16 protein-coding genes and 1 pseudogene are annotated in these 20,476 nt (G+C 67.1%); 6 read left to right on the forward strand and 11 right to left on the reverse strand.

Features of this window, described 5'->3' with window-relative positions:
* The 4 genes and pseudogenes from AC1DBQ_RS13100 to AC1DBQ_RS13115 all read right to left on the reverse strand — a co-directional run.
* Positions 1–194: pseudogene (locus tag AC1DBQ_RS13100) on the reverse strand (ABC transporter substrate-binding protein); the annotation flags it as partial.
* 81 nt (positions 195–275) lie between these two features.
* Positions 276–1,499: an alpha-hydroxy acid oxidase gene (locus AC1DBQ_RS13105; RefSeq protein ID WP_476928913.1), complete on the reverse strand. Its 1,224-nt coding sequence runs from the start codon at positions 1,497–1,499 to the stop codon at positions 276–278.
* A gap of 75 nt (positions 1,500–1,574) precedes the next feature.
* Positions 1,575–2,942: a diacylglycerol/lipid kinase family protein gene (locus AC1DBQ_RS13110; protein ID WP_476928914.1), complete on the reverse strand. Its 1,368-nt coding sequence runs from the start codon at positions 2,940–2,942 to the stop codon at positions 1,575–1,577.
* Between the two features lie 66 nt (positions 2,943–3,008).
* Positions 3,009–3,344, reverse strand: a complete 336-nt coding sequence (locus AC1DBQ_RS13115; protein ID WP_344364471.1) for a cupin domain-containing protein — start codon at positions 3,342–3,344, stop codon at positions 3,009–3,011.
* A gap of 289 nt (positions 3,345–3,633) precedes the next feature.
* Here AC1DBQ_RS13115 and AC1DBQ_RS13120 point away from each other — a divergent pair, with 289 nt between their 5' ends.
* Positions 3,634–5,433: a RecQ family ATP-dependent DNA helicase gene (locus AC1DBQ_RS13120; protein ID WP_476928927.1), complete on the forward strand. Its 1,800-nt coding sequence runs from the start codon at positions 3,634–3,636 to the stop codon at positions 5,431–5,433.
* Here the strand turns inward: AC1DBQ_RS13120 and AC1DBQ_RS13125 are convergent.
* Positions 5,411–5,728, reverse strand: coding sequence for an acylphosphatase (locus AC1DBQ_RS13125; RefSeq protein ID WP_476928915.1), 318 nt, complete (start codon positions 5,726–5,728; stop codon positions 5,411–5,413). The two genes, AC1DBQ_RS13120 and AC1DBQ_RS13125, sit on opposite strands and share 23 nt — an antisense overlap.
* A gap of 255 nt (positions 5,729–5,983) precedes the next feature.
* Here AC1DBQ_RS13125 and AC1DBQ_RS13130 point away from each other — a divergent pair, with 255 nt between their 5' ends.
* Positions 5,984–6,247, forward strand: coding sequence for a YegP family protein (locus tag AC1DBQ_RS13130; RefSeq protein ID WP_476928916.1), 264 nt, complete (start codon positions 5,984–5,986; stop codon positions 6,245–6,247).
* Positions 6,248–6,328: 81 nt separating this feature from the next.
* Here AC1DBQ_RS13130 and AC1DBQ_RS13135 read toward each other — a convergent pair whose 3' ends face one another.
* A complete protein-coding gene (locus AC1DBQ_RS13135; protein ID WP_476928917.1) occupies positions 6,329–6,817 on the reverse strand; it encodes a hypothetical protein in 489 nt (162 codons plus the stop codon).
* Positions 6,818–7,305: 488 nt separating this feature from the next.
* Positions 7,306–7,812, reverse strand: a complete 507-nt coding sequence (locus tag AC1DBQ_RS13140; protein WP_476928918.1) for a hypothetical protein — start codon at positions 7,810–7,812, stop codon at positions 7,306–7,308.
* Between the two features lie 504 nt (positions 7,813–8,316).
* On the opposite strand from AC1DBQ_RS13140, the gene AC1DBQ_RS13145 reads away from it, so the two are divergent.
* Positions 8,317–9,570 carry a mechanosensitive ion channel family protein gene (locus AC1DBQ_RS13145; protein ID WP_476928919.1) on the forward strand — a complete coding sequence of 418 codons (1,254 nt, stop codon included), beginning with the start codon at positions 8,317–8,319 and terminating at the stop codon, positions 9,568–9,570.
* 125 nt (positions 9,571–9,695) lie between these two features.
* Positions 9,696–11,486, forward strand: coding sequence for a glycoside hydrolase family 13 protein (locus AC1DBQ_RS13150; protein WP_476928920.1), 1,791 nt, complete (start codon positions 9,696–9,698; stop codon positions 11,484–11,486).
* Positions 11,487–11,851: 365 nt separating this feature from the next.
* On the opposite strand, the gene AC1DBQ_RS13155 is transcribed toward AC1DBQ_RS13150, so the two are convergent.
* The 3 genes from AC1DBQ_RS13155 to AC1DBQ_RS13165 form a co-directional block, all read right to left on the reverse strand.
* On the reverse strand, positions 11,852–12,646 hold the full coding sequence (locus tag AC1DBQ_RS13155; protein WP_476928921.1) for an alpha/beta fold hydrolase: 795 nt from the start codon (positions 12,644–12,646) through the stop codon (positions 11,852–11,854).
* 141 nt (positions 12,647–12,787) lie between these two features.
* Positions 12,788–13,717, reverse strand: a complete 930-nt coding sequence (locus AC1DBQ_RS13160) for a pullulanase X25 domain-containing protein (RefSeq protein WP_476928922.1) — start codon at positions 13,715–13,717, stop codon at positions 12,788–12,790.
* A 178-nt stretch (positions 13,718–13,895) separates the two neighbouring features.
* Positions 13,896–15,629, reverse strand: coding sequence for a SulP family inorganic anion transporter (locus AC1DBQ_RS13165; RefSeq protein ID WP_476928923.1), 1,734 nt, complete (start codon positions 15,627–15,629; stop codon positions 13,896–13,898).
* 206 nt (positions 15,630–15,835) lie between these two features.
* Here AC1DBQ_RS13165 and AC1DBQ_RS13170 point away from each other — a divergent pair, with 206 nt between their 5' ends.
* The gene (locus AC1DBQ_RS13170; RefSeq protein ID WP_476928924.1) at positions 15,836–16,810 is read left to right on the forward strand and encodes an aldo/keto reductase; all 975 of its coding nucleotides are present in this window, start codon (positions 15,836–15,838) and stop codon (positions 16,808–16,810) included.
* Positions 16,811–16,889: 79 nt separating this feature from the next.
* Here the strand turns inward: AC1DBQ_RS13170 and AC1DBQ_RS13175 are convergent, their stop codons facing one another.
* A complete protein-coding gene (locus tag AC1DBQ_RS13175) occupies positions 16,890–18,011 on the reverse strand; it encodes an adenosine deaminase (RefSeq protein ID WP_476928925.1) in 1,122 nt (373 codons plus the stop codon).
* 78 nt (positions 18,012–18,089) lie between these two features.
* Between AC1DBQ_RS13175 and AC1DBQ_RS13180 the strand changes: the two genes are divergently transcribed.
* Positions 18,090–20,476: excinuclease ABC subunit UvrA (locus AC1DBQ_RS13180; RefSeq protein WP_476928926.1), on the forward strand; the 2,387-nt coding region annotated here is incomplete at its 3' end.

The following is a 20,476-nucleotide window of genomic DNA, read 5'->3' on the forward strand; positions in this document are numbered from 1 at the left end:
CCGACATTGAGCACGCCGGAACTCCTCATTTTCTCCGGAAGCGACGCGGCAATGGCGTCATTCTTTTTCACGTCGATCGTGTCTGCTGTTCCGGATCCCCCTCCAGAGGGGGTTGGTTCACTGTTGTTGACACAACCGGAGAGGGACATCGCCGTAGCTATGGTGAGAACGGGAAGAAGGTATCGGATGCGCATGGTTTCCTTAGCTGTTCAAAGATCCTCTAGGCTCCCGCAACGCTGCKGAAGGGCACTACGTAACTGCTAGTTCAGGACTCATCAATTCGTGTCACCTGACGCTCTTGTTTCAAKGATTTCTCCGGAATGACGAATGTCCCGAAGAATTTCCCCGCCTCGAGCTTTCAACTCGGAAATGCTGGAAACGCCCACTAACGTCATCGTACGCCGGAGTTCATCTGCGAGGATCTCAATGATGCGCCCGACACCCGGTGAGCCGGCCGCCACCAATCCGTAAAGGTAGGCCCTGCCGATMGCACAGGCATCGGCTCCGAGTGCCAACGMCTTGAGGATGTCGTTCCCCCGGCGGATGCCCGAGTCCACATAGATCTCGATCGAATCGCCCACCCGCTGCCGCGATTCCTGGAGGACATCCATGGGGCTCAACATGTGGTCGAGCTGGCGTCCGCCATGATTGCTCAGTTGGACGGCGTCCAGGCCAATACGGGAGGCCTTCGCCACGTCGGCCGGGTTGACGCAGCCTTTGAGCACGATCTTGCCGTGCCACGCCTGCCGCAAGGCTTCCAGTTCCGTCCATCCGCTGGTCGCATCCGAGTGGCCAAGGATGTCCTGCCACATGGACGGGGTAACCACAGAGGTGGCCGCGGCACTGCGCGGATCCAGATTGGGAAAACTGATTCCGTCCGACTTCAGGAAGTTGATCCACCAGGACGGACGTCGGGCGATGTCCGCAATGGTTGACAGCGTCAGTGCGGGAGGTGCGGTGAAGCCGTTGTGCAGGTCCCGCTCCCTGGATCCCAGCGCCCGCGTATCGACGCCGACAATCAGGGTGGTGAACCCTGCGGCGTCGCAGCGCGCCAGTTTGTCCTGCATCGCCTGGGCGTCGGAGGTGAGCCCGAAGTTGAACCAGCGGTCAAGGGACGGGTGGCGCTCTGCGATCGTTTCCATGGCCACTGTGCTCAACCCTGCCAGTCCGTAGGGGATGCGGGCCCGGTCCGCGGCCGCCGCGACGGCCAGCTCTCCCTCTGGGTGGAACAGCCGGGTGGCCCCGGTGGGGGTCAAAGTGAGCGGCAGGGCACTGGCTTTTCCGAGCAGGGTCGTCGTCGTGTCGGGTCCGGACACCGGGCCCCAACTGGGCATCAGTGCCCAGGCGTCGAAGACGGCGCGGTTGCGGCGGAGCGTCACCTCGTCTTCAGATCCGCCGTCAAGGTAGTCGAAGATCCCTGCCGGCAAGACCTTCTTTGCCCATTTCCGGTATTCCTCGACGTTGTAGGCGCCAGCCAGAACACGCCGTTGGCGGGACAATACGGGAGCCTTCACCTGGATAAGCTGCCTGGCGTCGCTGAATTTCAATGAGGGCCTCCCGTTTACGTGCTTGCGTTATCGTTCGGCCTGCGGGGMCGAGGACGCGGACGCCGTAGACCCTGCGCCCGGGTGCCCCCACGCCAACTCACGGAGCCGGACCAGGTCCAGCGCCGGCTGGGCGGGCGGAACGCCGGGACGTTTMCGCGGGACCAGGACCCGCAGGGCACCGGGTTCGATGCTGCACCGCACGGGCGTGCTCATCTGCAGGGCCTCGCCGTCCACGCCGACGGGGATGGCGGGCACGTCTGCGTCAACCACCACCTCGGCCGCGGCGCGTTGAATCAGTCCGTGCTTGGTCGCGCGGCGCAAGAGACCCACCGCTTCACGGGTGGTCGCGGCGGAAATCGTCACCGCGCCGAGCACGCCGCGGTCCAGCCGGGTCCGCCGGCCCAGGCCCGCGAGGTCGTTGCTGCCGTAGGGGCCGTTGCTCACCAGCACCGCCTGCGGTCCGTCCACCGTCACGCCGTCCATCTGGGCCCGCAGCCGCGTGCCCTTGTCCCCCTTGATCAGGTCCGGAAGCATCTGCAGGACGGTGCCGGCTTTGTCTTCGCGGTACTCCGGGCTCTGCACCACCTCCGCGTACACGCCGAAGGAGGCGTTATTGACGAAGGTGCGGCCGTTGATCTTGCCGAGGTCTACGTTTAGCTCCACTCCGTCGCGAAGAGCATCCAGGCAGCCGGTCGGATCCTCCCGGTCCAGCCCGAGATCGAGGGCGAAGTGGTTGCGGGTACCGGCGCTGATCACCAGGAATGGAAGGTTGTGCTCGGCCGCAATGCCGGCCACGAGCGCCTGGGTTCCGTCACCACCGGCGACGCCGAGCAGATCGGCCCCGCGCTCCACCGCCTGCCGGGCCAGCGCATCGACATCCACCGGGCCCGGGCCCTCGAGGAGCGCCACCTCGGCGCCGAGTTCCTCTGCCTTCCGTTGGAGGTCGAACTTCACTACCTTGCCCCCGCCGGAACGCGGATTCATCACCAGGAAGGCATGCCGCCAGGTGGGAGCGGGGTACTCGGGCATCTTTGAGCCTTCCCTGCTCTCCCGGAGGGCCGCGCGGGCACACACCAAACCAATGAACACGAGCCCGACCGTGACCATGACCTCCCATAGGAGGCCGGCTTGAATGAACAGAACCAACACAACCAGCGGGGCAAGCACCGCCAGCCCCAGCGCGCACCAGCGCAGGACCCCGCGGCTAATGAGGAACCAGTAGATCCCGGCCACGGTCACCACGAGGCCGCCGGCACCCGTCAGGAGCAGGGCGATAGTGCCAGCCAAACCMGCAGCCGCCAACGGGACGAGCGCCGCGCAGACGACCGCGAGGTAAGCGGCCCTCGCCCACCACCGTCGGGTCTGTGGGACATCGTCGAAAGGGATGACAGTCATATCCTGCTCCTTGCGGTAATCCGGCCTCTCGTCGATCGACCGGTCTCGCCGCCTGCGGCTGTGCCGTCAGGTATTGATTTTGGCCACGGTCATCAGGATCGCCGAGTCCTCTTCCGCTTCCAAGCTGTGCAGCCCGTCGGGCACGATCAGCAGATCGCCGGTCTTGCCCTGCCAGGATTCGTTGCCAGCCCGAAGCCGGACACAGCCGCGGAGCACAAACACGGTCGCTTCGCCGGGGTTCTGATGCTCGCTCAACTGCGTCCCCGCCCTGAATGCCATGACGGTCTGGCGGAGGACTTTTTCATGTCCGCCAAACGCAGTATCTGCCGCACGTCCGCTGGGGGCCGCCACCGCAGCCGCAATCTGCTGCCGGGCAAGGGCATCGAGCGATATCTTCTGCATGGGGCCCACCCTACTCAGAAAGAGGTTMCCTGCCGAGGGCCTTTTGCCCCGTACAGCCCGGACGCGCCCAGCCATCAGCGCCTCGCACGTTTCGTAACTCTCGCGGCAGGTCCTACCCTGAAATCAACGGCCCGCACCATGGCCGCCCCGCCTMACCGCCAACTGTTGCAACGGAGCTGCAATCATGACCGAGGCTGTCGCTTCGAGCGCGGATCCGCCGGTACCGGACGCCCCGGCGCCCCCGGTTCCAGCGCTCCCGGCGCCCCAGCTTGCCGTGCCCCAGCTTGCAGTGAACGACGACGCGGACCTCCGCCACCTCGCGGGCGTCACCTTTGGTCTGGCGCACCTCCGCGAGGGCCAGCTCACCGGGATGCGCGCCCTCGCCACCGGCCGGGACGTCCTCGCCGTCATGCCCACCGGCTACGGGAAGTCGGCCATCTACCAGGTCCCCGCCCTCCTGCTGCACCGCCGGCAGCAGCGGCCCACCGTCGTCGTGTCCCCGCTGATTTCCCTGCAGGAGGACCAGCTGGACGGGTTGCGGGACGCAGCKGGACCGGCCGTCGCCGTCGCGGTCAACTCCTCCCACAGCGCCGCGGAGCAGGAGCACGCCTGGCAGGCGGTGGAAACCCGCGAGGCTGCGTTCCTCTTTCTCGCCCCGGAACAGCTCGCCAAGACCAGCACAGTGGAGCGGATCGCGGCGCTCAACATCGCTCTGTTGGTGGTGGACGAGGCCCATTGCGTCTCCTCCTGGGGCCACGATTTCCGGCCGGATTACCTCCGGCTCGGCGAGATCCGCGAGCGCCTCGGCAACCCGACCACCGCGGCCCTGACGGCCACTGCCTCTCCCCCGGTGCGCGAGGAGATCCTGGCCCGCCTCGGCATGACCGGCCCGCTGGTCCTAGTCCACGGCTTCGACCGGCCCAACATCCGTCTGGAGGTGCACCGCCACCATGAGGACCAGGAGAAGCGCCTCGCCGTCGTCAGCCAGGTCACCGAACTCGTCACCCGGCACGCCGCCGAAGTCCTCCTAGAAGGCGTCCCTGGTCCGGTCCCCGCGAAGCCCGGACGCGGGCCCGGGCTGGTGTACGCCGCCAAGCGGAAGGACACCGAGAAGTACGTCGCAAGGCTGGCCCGGAACGGCCTCCGCGCCGCCGCCTACCACGCAGGCCGCACCTCGTCCGAGCGGGAGCTCGTCCACGAGCAGTTCCTCGACGGCCGCCTKGACGTGGTGGTGGCGACGACCGCCTTCKGCATGGGGATCGACAAGCCGGACGTCCGTTTMGTCATCCACGCCGACATCCCCGAGTCGCTGGACAGCTACTACCAGCAGATCGGCCGCGCCGGACGGGACGGGCAGCCCGCCGTCGCAGTGCTGCACTACCGCTCCGAGGACCTCGGCCTGCGGCGCTACTTCGCCACCCACACCCCGGACCAGGCCTCGCTGCTGGCGGTCCTCACCGCGCTGCGGGAGGCGGGCCGCCCGCTCCAGCCACAGACGCTGGCCGAGTGGACAGGCTTCCCCKCCCGGCGGATTACCGGCCTGCTGAACCAATTGCAGGACACCGGCGCCGTCACAGCACACCACGACGGCGTCCGGCTGGAGGTGGCGTATGACCCTGCGGCGGAGCCCGCCTGCGTGGTGGAACGCKCCGTCGAACTCGCCGCAGCCCGCGAGCGCGTGGACAAGTCCCGCATCGCGATGATCCGCAGCTATGCCGAAACGCACCGCTGCCGCCGCCAGTTCCTGCTCGGCTACTTCGGCGAGGACCTGCCCGAACCTTGCGGGAACTGCGACACCTGCACTGAAGGGACCGCGCTGCTCTTGGAGCACAACGGCGGGCACGCCGGCGGGGCCGCCGCCGGTGTTTCAGCAGTMGGTGTTTCCGCCGCAGGCATTTCCGCCACCGGCGCTGAGGCCTTCCCGCTGAACTCCCGCGTGGAGCATGCCCTCTGGGGTCCAGGCCTGGTGATGGGGCACGACGGCGACCTCATCACGGTGCTGTTCGACCGCGAGGGCTACCGGACGCTATCCCGCAAAGCCGTCCTGGGCCACGGGTTGCTGACGCTCAGTACACCACCCGGAAACTAGTGAACGCCCCCGTCGCCGCCKAGACGGACTCCTGGACGTCCTCCACCCGGCCGGGTGCCTCCGACGAGCGCAGCCAGCGCCGCAACTCCAGCACCACAGGCTGCGGCCCCTCCGCCACTATGCCCACGGAGCCGTCGTCGTTGTTCCTGACAGTGCCGGTCAGGCCGAGGTCCTCGGCCTTCCGCACGGTCCAGTACCGGAAGCCGACCGCCTGGACCACGCCGGTCACCCGCGCGTTCAGCCGCACGGGCTCCCCGGAATCCGGCGGAAACTGCGCAGGGTGCTTGTCAGTCATGCTCCCAATGTAGCGCCCGGCACGGACCGGGCTTTGGTCCTGCGGGTTTGGTATTGCAAGGTTCCGTCCTACAGCTTGGCCTCACGGATTTGGTCTCCCCACCAGACACTAAGGGACCTTAGCCTCTTTTCCCGCAGATACAGCCCGCGAAAGGCTGGCCATCGGCACTGCGGAAGCTTGTCGAAGACCCGGCAACACCACAAGGAAGTGCTCTTACCCTCCCCGGCAGCAACAACTGCCCGAAAGGACAAGACGATGGCTGGACAATTCGAAATCTTCACCGACGCGGAATCCAACGTCCGGTTCCGGCTCCTCGCCGGCGACGGGACCGTGTTGGCCATTTCCCGGGCATTTGAGGACAAACGCCAGGCGGCGAACGGCATCATGGCCGTGCGCGAGTGCGCAGGTACCGGGCTGATCAGCGAGATCCGAAGCACCCCGTGGGGCGGGCAACCCAGCAGCAAGAACTCCTCATCGAAGCCGGCAAGCCGTCGCCGACGGCATCTGCCCGCTGTATAGTGCACGAGCCACGTCTGAGCCGGCTGCTATGTCGCGGCCGGCACCGGTMGTGTCCGGCAGTGTCGTCCGGTCGACGTCCGACTATTGCGCCGGCCCCGACGCCGGTTCGCTCACCGCACCCTTTGCAGGACGCAGCGACGTGATCATTTTCCGGACGTCCTGGTACTCCGCCGTGGTGGCGTAGAGTTTCGCCTTCTCCAGATACGGCAGCCCGGGGTCTCCCGGCGTCGTGTTGTTCGCCGGGTTGTAGGCCTGGCCGAATAGCGCGCCGCTGGGCGGCCAGAGGAAGAGCTGGAACATCGGGCACGCCGTGGGCCCCGTCTCCGGCGGCATCATGGTGATTCCGTAGGCGGCGAGGGTGGACGCAGAACTTTCGGCCGCACCGAAATCACCGCGTGCTTCGAAGACGTAGCGTGGCCCGTTCTGGTCGGCCGAGCCGGGTTCGGTGAGTGCCTGCATCGGCTCCGAATCGATCAGCAGGTAGGGCTGCTGATCGCCACATTCGGCGCCCGTGACGATGTTGGTGCGCAGCGCGGCCATCTGCTTCCCGGCGGAGTTCACAACATCCACGAATTCGCCTCCCAGCGGCGCCTGCCCGGCGGGATCCTTGACGGACCAGGTGGCCGGATAGTCGAAACTCAGCGTCCMGTCCGACGTCGTGAATGTCTTCCAGTCCGACGACGGCGGCCCCAACGCCGTCGCTGAGCCGTCCGGCGGTGCGGTTCCCGGCGATGTTCCCGATCCTGTTCCCGGAGAGCTTCCCGGCGTTGCCGATGAAGCGCCCGGCGACGCGGTCCCGGACGCTGTTCCCTGTTCAGTTGCCTGTGAATTTCCAAGGGAGTTTCCGGGCGTCGCGGTGTCCGACGTCGGGCCTGCCGTCGTCGCAGCKCCGGAAGGCGCCGGCGGCCCAGCGGGCGAACCGCAGCCGACGAGCAACAGGGCCGCGACCGTCAGCGCGGACAGTACAGGAGCGGGAACCGCTGCCGGAGCCGCTGCAGAACCGGCGGAAGACGCTGCCRCCCGTCCCTTCATCCCCATTGCCACGAGCCCGGCCGCCTCTACTGCCCCGCCGGCCGCAGCGAGGTGATCATTCTCTTGACGTTCTGGTATTCGGCGGTGTTCATGTACGCCTCCGGAGTGTCCACATTGGGMTCGTTGCCGGGGGTGGTGTCGAAGGGGTTGTAGACGCCGCCGAACGATGCTCCGCCGGGGGGCCAGGTGAAGTAGTGGAAGATCGGGCAGGCATCGGGGCCGGCCGGTTTGGGTGCCGAGCTGAGGCCGTACGCCATGACGTTGGCCTTCGTGGGGTCCTTCTCGGCCGGATAGAGCCGCAGCTCAAAGATGAAGTGCGGAGTGACCCCCTGCTGGGCCAGGGCGGGCACGGGAACGAAGTCGAGCACGGAGTACGGGATCCTTGGTGTGCACTCGGCGCTGGTGGCCACATTCGTCCGCAGCGTGGCCAGCGACTTGCCGCCCGGGTTGAGGACCTCGAKGAATACCCCGCCGGGAGTGGCCTCGGCGCCACGGTCCTTGATGGTCCACTCGGCCGGGTGGTCGAACTGCAACTTCCCGTCCGGCGTCTTGAGGGTCTGCCAGTTCSCCGCCGTCGGCGCGGGCGTTTCCGGTGCCGACGACGGCTCAGTCGGCGCGGTATCGCCGKCGCCGCTGCTGGCGGGCGCGGAGGTCAAAGGCGGCACGGTCGGCATGGTTGGCGACGTCGAACCAGAACCGGAGGGCGAACTGCATGCGCCGAGCAGCGCCGCAACCAAGACGCCAGCCGCTGCCGCCGTGCCGAGTGCCGAAAGTCGACGCATGTCACCCTCCCCCTGGGATTCAAGTGGTTCGACCATTCTCGATCGCCGGGCGGCAGAAACCAGAGCCGAAAGTCCCGCGGCGGCCACGCCGTTCCACGCCGCAGCGGCCACAGAACCGGGCCCGGTGCGGCCGTGGCGCCKCCGAATGAAATCGAGTGACGCGGCATGGCGCCACCACCCGCAGCGGCGTGACGGGACGCACGTTGACATTCTGCCGATTTCAGTTGGCCACGGAAGCTTGCTAGAGCTTAAGTAATGCAAGAGTTCCTGACACAAGCAATGCCGTTCCTGGCCATGGCCCTCGCCGTGGTTKCCGGACTCGTCCTGTCCTGGCTGGTGCGCAAGATTGTGCTCCGGCTCAACCGCAGCAAACCCGAGCTACGCGAGACCTCCCGCGTGGCCCGGCTGCCGCTGCGCTTTTCCCTGTGCCTGATCGCCGTGCGGATCGCGCTGGCCATTTCCACCGGGGACCTCGAATGGCGCCACGCCCTGGACCATCTGCTGCTCATTGCGCTCATCGCGTCCCTGGCGTGGCTGGCCATTGCCATGCTGCTGATCGTCGAGGCGATGGTCCTGACCCGGTACCGGGTGGATGTCGCGGACAACCGCCGCGCCCGCCGGCTGCGCACCCAGGTGATCCTGGCCCGGCGGATCGGCGTCGCCCTGATCGTGGTGGTGGCCCTAGGCAGCATGATGCTGACGTTCCCCGCGATCCAAGCTCTGGGTGCCGGGCTGTTGGCCTCCGCGGGCGTGATCTCGATCGTCGCTGGCCTCGCCGCGCAGACCTCGCTGGTTAACGTCTTCGCCGGCATCCAACTCGCCTTCACGGACGCGATCCGGGTCGACGACGTTGTGGTGGTCCAGAAGGAATGGGGCCGGATCGAGGAAATCACCCTGACCTACGTGGTGGTCCACATCTGGGACGACCGCCGCCTGATCCTGCCCTCGACCTACTTCACCACCACCCCGTTCGAGAACTGGACCCGGCGGCAGTCCGAAGTCATGGGCACCGTGGAGTTCGACCTCGACTGGCGCGCACCGGTCGAAGCGATGCGCGCCGAACTCAAGAAGGTCCTGGCCGATACCCCGCTGTGGGACAAGCGCGTGGGCATCCTGCAGATCACCGACGCCACCGCCGGCTTCGTCCGGGTGCGCATCCTGGTCAGCGCCGCGGACAGCGCTTCCCTCTTCGACCTCCGCTGCCTGATCCGTGAGGAACTCGTGCTCTTCCTGCAKCAGGACCACCCGACGGCGCTCCCCCACGTGCGCCTCGAACGGCTGCCTTCGGCMGCCACCGCTTCCATTGCTTCCGACGCCTMCGACGCCGGGACGGGTCCCCAGCGCCTGGGCACTGTCTCCGCCGCGGACGAGCACCACCGGCACCCGGACCCCCACGACTCCCAGCTGTTCACCGGGTCCATCGAGGCGATCCAGCGCTCCAAGGCCTTCTCCGGTCCCGGCGAGGATGTCTTCGAGGACCGCGACAACGCCATCGCCTCGCAGAACTAACCCCGGCCCCGGCCGCAATACTGGCAAGGTCTTCCCTGCCCCCGTCAACTGATCAATAATCAGACGTTGGCGGGGGCAGCAACAGCGCTCTCCCGCATCGCCTGCCGGACCAGCTGAGGAGTCCCATGACGGTTGAACAAGCCCCCGCGGAAGCACCTAAGGCGACGTCAAGCGACTGGTTCCAACGCGCCGTCGTCTATCAGATCTATCCGCGCAGCTTCGCCGACTCCAACGGCGATGGCATCGGCGACCTCCGCGGCATCATCAGCAAACTGGACTACCTGAAGCGCCTGGGGGTCGACGTCGTCTGGCTGTCCCCGATCTATACCTCGCCGCAGGACGACAACGGCTACGACATCAGCGACTACCGCAATGTCGATCCGCTTTTCGGCACGCTGGAGGAGCTCCGGGAACTGACCGACGGGCTGCACGCGCGGGGCATGAAGCTGGTGATGGACCTCGTKGTCAACCACACCTCGGACGAACACCCCTGGTTTGTGGAATCCCGCTCCTCGAAGGACAACCCGAAACGGGACTGGTACTGGTGGCGGCCGCCGCGCGTGGAGACCGGTGCCGAGGCTGGCTCCGTACCGGGCACGGGCTCGGAGCCGAACAACTGGGGCTCGGCGTTCTCCGGGCCCGCATGGGAGTTCGATCAGGCCACCGGGGAGTACTACCTCCACATCTTTTCGAAGAAGCAGCCGGACCTGAATTGGGAGAACCCCGAAGTCCGTGCGGCGGTCTACGAGATGATGAACTGGTGGCTGGACCGGGGCGTGGACGGCTTCCGGATGGACGTCATCAACTTCATCTCCAAGGACACTTCTCTCCCGGACGGCCCCCGCGGCGACGGCAAACTCTACGGMGACGGCACCCCGTTCTACATCGACGGCCCCCGCATGCACGAGTTTCTGCAGGAGATGCACCGGGAAGTCTTCGCCGGCCGCACCGGAGAACTCCTCACCGTCGGCGAGATGCCCGGCGTGACGGTGGAGGAAGCCGTCCTGTTCACAGACCCGGCCCGGGCCGAGGTGGACATGGTGTTCCAGTTCGAGCACGTGGCGCTGGATCAGGAAGAGGGCGACAAGTGGCGGCCCAAGAAACTCCTGMTCACCGAGCTGAAGCAGACCCTGGGACGCTGGMAGGACGGCCTGGCCGAGCGCGGCTGGAACAGCCTGTACTGGGGCAACCACGACCAGGCCCGGGCCGTGTCCCGCTTCGGCGACGACGGCACGTACCGTGAGCTGTCCGCCACGATGCTGGCCGGCATCCTGCACCTGCACCGCGGCACGCCCTATGTCTACCAGGGCGAGGAACTCGGCATGACCAACATGACCTTCGGTGCGATCAGCGACTACCGCGACATCKAGGTCCTCAACCACCACCGCGAGGCCACCAGTCACCTCGGCCACACCGACGCCGAGGTCCTCGCCGCCCTCGCGCCCCTCAACCGGGACAACGCGCGGACCCCGGTCCAGTGGGACGCCTCCCGGCACGCGGGCTTCACGACCGGGGCTCCCTGGATCGCGGTGAATCCGAACGCCAACCACATCAACGCCGCCGCCCAGGTGGACGACCCGGACTCGGTCTTCAGCTTCTACCGCAAGGTGATAGCGCTGCGGCATGCTGAGCGGGTGGTCTCGCACGGGACCTTCACGATGCTMCTGCCKGATGACCCCCAAGTCTACGCCTTCGTCCGGTCGCTGCCGGATACCACGTTCCTGGTGCTCGGCAACTTTTCCGGTCAGGACCAGGAGGTAACGCTCGACGACGCGGTTGTTGATGYTCCAGCTGTTTCGGACGGCACGGAACTGGTCCTGGGAAACTACCCTGCAGATGCCGCGGTGCCMCTACTGCATCTCCGGCCCTGGGAGCTGAAAGTCCTACGCGCCGGAGCAGCACGGCCGGCTCGATAGACCCCGGACCGGAAGTCCGGCGCAACACACACCATCCACAAAGAGTGAGGGAGCCCGACATGACAATTCCTCCGACACCAGAACCCGATCCGTTTCCGCCGGAACCGGGGCCCACGACGCCGCCGCMGGAGCCCGGGGATCCATTCCCGCCCGAACCCGGTCCGATCACGCCCCCGCCGGTTCCTGGGCCCGAGCCGGGGCCCGAGCCGATGCCAGGACCGGCGCCCACGCCGTCTCCAGCACCGGGTCCGTTCCCGACGCCCAATCCCCTCCCGATTCCGGATCCAGGCCCGATGCCGCCGCGGCCGGACCCAACCCGGTTCTGATGGGCATCACCCGGCTCTAGCGTCAATCCTCGGGCTGGCTCACCCGGCAATCCCGTGCAGGAAGTTTCGCACTTCCCTGTTGAAGACGTCCGGCGCCTCGACGGCCGCCATGTGCCCGACGTCGGGAATCGTCACGAGAGTCGAGCCCGGGATCCGCTGATGMATCTCGCGGGCCACCCTCAGCGGCGAGCGGACGTCCTCCGTGCCGTACAGCAGCAGCGTGGGCACCGCGATGGTCGGCAGGACATCGCGATAGTCGGCGTGTGCGTTCGCGTTTAGGAGTGCCCGCATGCCGCTGGGATGGAAGTCGGCCATGATGGCGCTGACTTCTTGCACCACCGCGGGATCGGCACGGTCGGTGAACAACGTKGGCAGCCACACGGGGATGAATTGTTCCGGCGGCTGCTCAAGTTCGGCCAGCACCTGCGCGTAGCGGCGTTCGACTTCCTCGGGCGGCAGGGATCCCGCCCAGCCCGCGTAGGCCGAGACCAGCAGCAGCGACGCCGGGACTGACGGGTAAGTCCGGTACAGCTCCAGGGCAATGCCGGAGCCCATGGACAGTCCGAGGACGTGCGGCCTGCCGGGCACTGCTTCGCGCAGAAATCCGGCCAGGGCGTCGCCCAAGTCCTTTCCAGTGAAGTCCGGTGGCGGATCGTCGGAGCGCCCGCACCCGGGTGCGTCCCAGGCAAAAACCGTGAATTCATCCGAGAGCGCGTCGAGCTGCCGCCGCCAGATCCGGCTGTCTTCGTAAGCACCGTGCAACAGGACCAGCGGCGCCCCCTGGCCCGCACGCTGGTACCGGATCCTCAGACCCGCAATTTCAACCGTGTCCACGAGGCAATGCTAGGCCGGTCCGGGGTCCCCCGGCAGGCTCAGGATGCGCAATTCCGCCCGCGACGCGCAAATGACCCTGCGATGCCGGAATTCAGGCATCGCAGGGTCATTTGCGCGTCGGCAGAACGCTGGGGGCTGGGCCTACGGCAGGACGACGTCCCGGGTGCGGTGGTCGTACTGAATGACCAGGACGCCGCCGTCGTGGTGGACCTCGTGGTTGGGGCCGTCGAAGGTGCCGAACGCGCCGTAGTTTTCGTCCCACGAGCGGTTCAGGGCGATCTTGAAGGTGTAGAAGCCGGCGGGAATGTCCGCGGCGATCTTCCACAGCTGGTCTACCAGGTCCAGTTCCATCTGGACTTCGTCATACTGCGGCGCCCAGTTGGCCGGTGCGCCCAGCAGGATGTTGAAGTCGCCGGCAACCGCGACGGCTTCCGGCTGTTCAATGGTTTCGGTGCTGACGGCCGGTGCTTCCGCCGCCGGAGCTGCYGAAACGGCCGTCGGGGCTTCTGCCGCAGGGGCCTTGGCAGCGGGCTTGCGCTTCCGCACCGCCTTGGCGACGGGCGCAACGGCCTCCTCGACGAGCTTCGCAGCCTTGTCAGCTACCCTGCCGGCTGTCGACGGCGCCTTCTCGGCCTTCGCTGCGGTCTTTGCTGTGGCCTTCGCAGCAGTCTTGGCKGGAGTCTTCGCCGCGGGCCTTTCTGCCGGCGCAGACGGCAGCGGGGTGCCGGCCGGAACCGGCGTACCGGCATCGAGCGCTTCGGCGAAGGCGCCGGGCTCGGCGAAAGCAACCGTGGCGCGCTGGCCRTCGTCGGTGATGGACCAGCCGGAGCGGCCCTTGACCAGCCAGCCGGCCTTGACCAGCTTGGCCGTGGCAGAGGTCAGCGTCTTGTGGCCGCGGGGAATCCCGCCGCTCAGCAGTTCACGTTCGTGGTCATTGAGGGGCACCCGCACGATGGCCTCGCTCAGGACGGMTCCGGCATTTAGCTTTTCGCMGGTCCATACCTCCTCTGCCAGGACATCCAGCACGGCCTTAAGCCGAAGGTTGGTGTTTTCCGCGGTGTTCGCGCCCATGGGTCTCCTTTAGAAGCAATTGATCCACCTGCATTTTGCCAAGGAAACGTTGGTTTTTGCGAGCGGGATCTGTTAACTCTATGTGTCGTGACCCACTATGACAGCGCCGACCGGGGCGCGCGGGGCATCGACTCACCAGTACCCGTGAGTAGCAAAGCAATGCGGGGTCAGCCCCCGGTCAGTCCTCCGTGCTCCACGTAGCCCCGGTCAGAGCCACGTAAGCCGCCACCGCAGCGTCGAGGGTGGGGTAGAAATGGTGTGGATCTATTTMCTGTTTGAGCCCGTAGAGTTCGATCTTCTCCTTGACCCGGTGTTTGAGCTCGGCAAACACCAGGGATGTGCCCTGCGCATCCAGTTCGCGGTCCAGCTCGATCAGCACGTCCGCGGCGGTGGTGTCCACGTCCGTGATCGGTTCGGCCGCGAGCAGGATCCACCGCGGCTTGGGTTCGGTCCGGGCCAACTGACGGATGTTGTCGCGGAATGGTTTGACGTTGGCGAAGAACACCGGTGCGTCCCAGCGGTAGATCACCAGGCCGGGCAGATGCTTCGCGTCGGGGTGGAAGTTCACATCGTGAAACCCCTCGTATCCCGGCACCCGCCCTATCACCGTCTCGTAGGGCCACCATGCCCGGCGKAAGATGTTGAGAATGGACAGCCCGACGGCGATGCCGATGCCGGGCAGCACACCCAGGAACGCAACCCCGAGGAAGGCTGCGAGCGACAAGCTGACCTCGGCCTTGCTCTGGCGCCACAGACGCACGGTCCCGGGGATGTCGGCCAGAGAGACAGATGCGGTGATCACCACGGCCGCGAGAGCGGGCTGCGGCAGGTTGCGGAACAGCCCGGGAAGCAKGACGAGCATGAGGAGCACCAGCACGGCGCCCGTTACACCCGTGAGCTGGGTCTTAGAGYCGGAACGTTCGGCGACGGCGGTCCGGGAGCCGCTCGTGCTCACCGGAAAGCCCTGGAAGAAGCCCGCGGCGAGGTTCGCGGCACCGATGCCGATCATCTCCTGGTTGCCATGTACCTCTTGGCCTGAGCGTGCCGCGAACGCCGACGAATTCGAGATCGTGTCCGTCAGGGACACGAGCGCGATGCCCAGTGCTCCGGCGAACATCAGTCCGATATCCGAGAGCTCCACGCGGGGAATGGTGAACGGCGGGAAGCCTCGCGGGAGTTCCCCGACAAGGGAGACGCCCCGGCTCGCCAGATCGAAGATGGTGGTCGCCACAATGGCGAGGACCACCATGACGAGCACGGCCGGGACCTTGGGCAGCCACTGCTGCAGGGCAAGTATCAGCACGATCCCGGCGATGCCGACTGCAGCGGCCGCGACCACTGTCTCGCCGTTGGCCACGCCCTGAACAAAGCCGACCAAGTCACCGACGAAGGTATCGCTGTMCACTTTGAAACCGAAGAGCTTCGGGAGCTGGCCCACCAGGATGGTGAGGGCGAGGCCGTTCATGTAGCCGATCATGGTGGGTTTGGAGATGAGGTCGGCAATGAAGCCGAACTTGGCCACTGACGCCAGGACCATGATGAGGCCGACCATGAGCGCGAGCATCGACGCGAGCGCCACCGCCTTCTGCGGGTCCCCGTCGGAGGCGATGAGCGGCAGGACCGTCGCGGCAATCATCGGACCGAGCGCAGAGTCAGGTCCCAGCACCAKGATGCGGGACGGGCCGAAGACCGCATAGGCGAGCAGGCAGAGGATGGTGGTGTACAGCCCGGTAATCGTAGGCAATCCTGCCAGCTCCGCATAGGCCATGCCTTGGGGAACGAGCAACGTCGCCAGGACGACTCCGGCGATGATGTCCTTGCCGAACCAGTCCTTCTGGTACGTGGCGGGGACGTCGAGTCCAGGCATCACCCCGCGCAGCCATCCGACGCGCCGCTGTCCAGTCTTCGTCATACGTGCACTCTGCCGTTCGGCGCCGCCCGGCGCATCCTCCGGCGAGGGTGAACCGGGCCGGCCACTGTTCCGTTGTGCCGCTCGCCCGATGGGCCTAGAGTGGCGGTCTGCCCCCTGCGCGCCGTCCGGCCGCCCTGTCAGATGCCCGATCGGTGCCGGATCCGGTGCCGGAGGCCGCCCCCGCCGTTCTTTTTGAGGAGATTTCCATGGAAACCCGCACGCTCGGTTCGCTMACCGTCTCAGCCCTGGGTTTGGGCTGCATGGGCATGAGCGAGTTCTACGGCCACGGCGACGACAACGAGTCCATCGCCACCATCCAGGCCTTCCTCGACGCYGGCGGAAGCCTGCTCGACACCKCGGACATGTACGGCCCCTTCACGAACGAGACGCTCGTCGGCCGGGCCATCGCCGGCCGACGGGACGAAGTCGTCCTGGCCACCAAATTCGGCAACSAACGCYGGGCCGACGGATCCTGGGTGGGCATTAACGGCTCCCCCGATTACGTGCGCGCCGCCTGCGACGCAAGCCTCCAGCGCCTGGGCGTGGACCACATCGATCTGTATTACCAGCACCGGGTGGACAAGACCGTCCCCATCGAGGACACCGTCGGAGCCATGGCCGAGCTGGTGCAGGCCGGCAAGGTCCGGCACCTTGGCCTGTCCGAGGCCAGCGCCGACACCGTCCGCCGGGCCCATGCGGTGCACCCCATCACCGCCCTGCAGACCGAATACTCACTCTGGGAACGCGAGCCGGAGACGAAGGTCTTCCCGGTCCTCGCCGAGCTGGGCATCGGCTTTGTCCCCTACAGCCCGCTGGGCCGGGGCTTCCTGAGCGGACAATTCCGCAGCCCCGATGACTTTGCGGCCGACGATTTCCGCCGGCACTCCCCGCGTTTCCAGGGCGAGAACTTTGCCCGGAACCTGCAGCTGGTGGACCGGGTCAAGGAACTGGCCGACGCGAAGGGCTGCACCCCGGCGCAACTGGCGCTGGCCTGGTTGCTGGCCCAGGGCGCGCACATCGTTCCGATCCCGGGCACCAAGAAGCGCGACCGCCTGCGGGAGAACCTGGGGGCCGTCGACGTCGAACTCTCCGCCGAAGACCTCAACCGTCTGGATGAGCTCGCTCCGGCCGGCGTCGCCGCCGGCGCACGCTACCCGAACATGGGCACGATCGACGTCTAGGCGCCACCGCCGTTGCCCTATCACTTATGGCTCCTATCCGGCCGTTTTAGCGACCATAAGTGATAGGGCAACCGTGGTGTTAGACGCCGGACGCCGCCAGTTCGGCCAGCAGCTCGGCTTTGCGCTCGTCGCTGGCGAAGGAGGAGCGGATTGAGTTTGCGGCCATCCTGACGCAGTCGAACTCKGACAGGCCGATCACCGACTTCAGCTGGGCGAAGTTGTCGTCCACGTAGCCACCGAAATACGCGGGATCATCCGAGTTCACGCTGACGTTCAGGCCCGCCGCGAGCATCGCCGGCAGCGGGTGCTCGGCCAGGGTGTCCACCGCGCGGAGCCGGACGTTGGATAGCGGGCACACGGTCAGCGGTATGAGCTCGTCAACCAGCCGTTCCACGAGTTCGGGATCTTCCATGCACCGGATGCCGTGATCGATTCGCTCCACGTCCAGCAGGTCCAGCGCATCGATGATGTACGACGGCGGCCCCTCCTCGCCGGCGTGCGCGATCCGGTGCAGGTCGGCGTCTTTGGCCCGGGCGAAGAGCCGCTGGAACTTCGCCGGCGGGTTGCCCACCTCGGCGGAATCCAGGCCGATGCCGGCAATCGKGGCGTCCAAGGCGAGCAGCTGCTCCAGCACCTCGAGGGCCGAGTCCTCGGAGAGGTCGCGGAGGAAAGCCGCGATCAGCAGGGTGGAGATACCAAACTCCTCCTGCGATCCCGCCAGTACCGAGGCGACGCCGTTGACACACGTCTCCAGCGATACCCCGCGAGACAGGTGCGCCTGCGGGTCCAGCATGATCTCGGCATGCCGCACGCCGGCGAGCGCCGCCCGGTTCAAGTAGGCCCGGGTCATGTCCGCGAAGTCCTGTTCGGTCTGCAGCACCGCCATGTTGGCGTAGTACAGGTCCAGGAAGGACTGCAGGTCGGTGAACTCATACCGGGAACGCAACTCGTCCAGGTCCGCATACKGCAGCTGGATCCCGTTGCGCTCGGCGAGCGCGAAGATCAGCTCCGGCTCGAGCGTTCCCTCAATGTGCAAGTGCAGTTCAGCGACGGGGAGTACGTGGGCTTCCTCGGGGATCTCGGCAAGTTCGGCGGCCTCGGTGAGCTCCGGGGCTTCGCCGCTGTCAGGGCCGGTAGCGGCCGCATCTGTGCCGGCGGCGGTTTGGGTGCCGGTGCCCGGGCCGGCGTCGTTTGTTTCCATTCGGTAAGGATATGCCCGCACTCCGATATGCCCGCACCGATGTGCCCGTACCCCTCCGACACCGATAGAGTCGAATCAATGCACAGTAAACAGCATGCTTCCGATCTGCCCGGCCCCACCGTTCCGGATCTGGCTCCGGGGAGCCCCACGGACGGTTTTGTGCGGGTGCGCGGCGCACGGGAGAACAACCTCCGCAACGTGGATGTGGATGTGCCCCGCGAMGCGATCGTCGCCTTCACCGGCGTCTCCGGCTCCGGCAAGTCGTCCCTCGCCTTCGGCACCATCTACGCMGAGGCCCAGCGCCGCTACTTCGAATCCGTGGCCCMCTACGCCCGCCGGCTCATCCAGCAGGGGCACAACCCCAAGGTGGAGATGATCACCRGGCTGCCGCCCGCCGTCGCGCTTCAACAACGCCGCGGCACCCCGAGTTCGCGCTCCACCGTGGGCACGCTMACCACGCTGTCCAACTCGCTGCGCATGCTCTTCTCCCGCGCAGGCAGCTACCCGGACGGCGCCGCACCGCTGGACTCGGACGCGTTCTCGCCGAACACCGCCGCCGGCGCCTGCCCGGAGTGCCACGGCCTGGGGATCGCGCACACCGTGACCGAATCCTCCCTGGTCCCGGACACCTCGCTCACCATCCGCGACGGCGCTATCGCCGCCTGGCCCGGCGCCTGGCAGGGCAAGAACCTGCGCGACATCCTCACCCACCTGGGCTACGACGTCGACACGCCCTGGCGGAAGCTGTCCAGACAAGACCGCGATTGGATCCTGTTCACCGAGGAACAGCCCGTGGTGGAGGTGACGCCGCAGCGCGACCGCGTCGCCAAGCCCTACAAGGGCMGGTTCTGGAGCGCCAAGAGCTACGTGCTGCACACCCTGGCCGATTCCAAGAGCACMACGATGCGTGACCGGGTGCTGCGCTTCATGGAAACCGGCCCGTGCCCGCGTTGCGGCGGCAGCGGCCTGACGCCTGCCGCCCTGGCTGTGACCTTCGCGGGCCGCACGATTGCTGAGCTCAACGCGGTCCCGATGACGGAGCTGGCGGACATCATCMGCCCCACCACCGAGCTCACACAGGCCGGAACAGCATCACGCAAACAGACCCCCGGCAAACAGTCCTCCGCCGAGGGCAACGAGGTGGCCGTCGCGATCACCCGGGACCTCCTGCAGCGCGTCACCGTGTTGCTGGACCTCGGCCTCGGCTACCTCGCCCTAGGCCGCTCCACCCCCACCCTCTCCCCCGGCGAAATGCAGCGGCTGCGGATCGCCACCCAGCTCCGCTCCGGCCTTTTTGGCGTGATTTACGTACTGGACGAGCCTTCCGCCGGGCTGCATCCCGCCGACGCCGAGCCCCTGCTCGCGGTCCTGGACCAGCTCAAGTCCTCCGGTAACTCGGTGTTCGTGGTGGAGCACAACATGGACATTGTCCGCCGCGCCGACTGGCTAGTGGACGTGGGTCCGCGCGCCGGTGAGGGCGGCGGCGAAGTGCTCTACAGCGGTCCCGTGGCCGGTCTCGCCGAGGTGGACGCGTCGGTCACCCGGCCGTTCCTGTTCCCGGATGGTTCGGCAGGTTCCGACGGCGGCGCTGACACGAGGGACGACGGCGGCGGCTCGGCTGACGCTGGCACKACCGACGGCRGCGCCCGCCGGGAAGCCGCGGGCTGGCTGGAACTGCGKGACATCRGCAGGCACAACMTGCGCAGCCTCGACGCGGCCTTCCCGCTGGGCGTTCTGACGGCTGTCACCGGTGTCTCAGGGTCCGGCAAGTCCACGCTGGTCAGCCAGGTCCTCGCCGACGTCGTCGGCGCCCGGCTCCATCCGGAGGCCGACGCAGCGGCGAAAGCCCCCGAGGACCTGGAGTCCGAGGCCGGCGAGTCCGCCGAGCCGCTCAGTGTTGGCCCGGTCACCGGGCTGGACCGGCTGGACCGGCTGGTCAAGGTGGACCAGAAGCCGATCGGCCGTACCCCGCGCTCGAACCTCGCCACCTACACCGGACTCTTCGAMGCGGTCCGCAAGGAATTCGCGGGCACGGACCAGGCCAGGGCCCGGGGCTTCGGCGCCGGACGCTTCTCCTTCAACGTTGCCGGGGGCCGTTGCGAGACCTGCCAGGGTGAAGGCTTTGTGGCCGTGGAACTCTTGTTCCTGCCCGGCAGTTACGGCCCGTGCCCCGAATGCCACGGCTCGCGTTACAACCCGGAGACCCTTGAGGTCACCTACCACGGCAAGAACGTCGCCGAGGTCCTGGGCATGACCGTCAACGCCGCCGCGGAGTTCCTCGCCGGGGTACCGGCGGCGGCGCGCAGTCTGGAGACGCTGCGCGAGGTGGGCCTGGGCTATCTGCGCCTCGGCCAGCCGGCCACCGAGCTCTCCGGCGGTGAGGCCCAGCGCATCAAGCTCGCCACCGAACTGCAGCGGGCCCAGCGCGGCCACTCCCTTTACCTGCTGGACGAGCCCACCACCGG

This window comes from Arthrobacter sp. 10T413_2 (assembly GCF_056394205.1).

Bases quoted from the DNA above. Each gene is read 5' to 3' on its own strand.
- AC1DBQ_RS13115 (WP_344364471.1), bottom strand. From the start codon at position 3,344: ATGCAGAAGATATCGCTCGATGCCCTTGCCCGGCAGCAGATTGCGGCT.
- AC1DBQ_RS13130 (WP_476928916.1), top strand. From the start codon at position 5,984: ATGGCTGGACAATTCGAAATCTTCACCGACGCGGAATCCAACGTCCGG.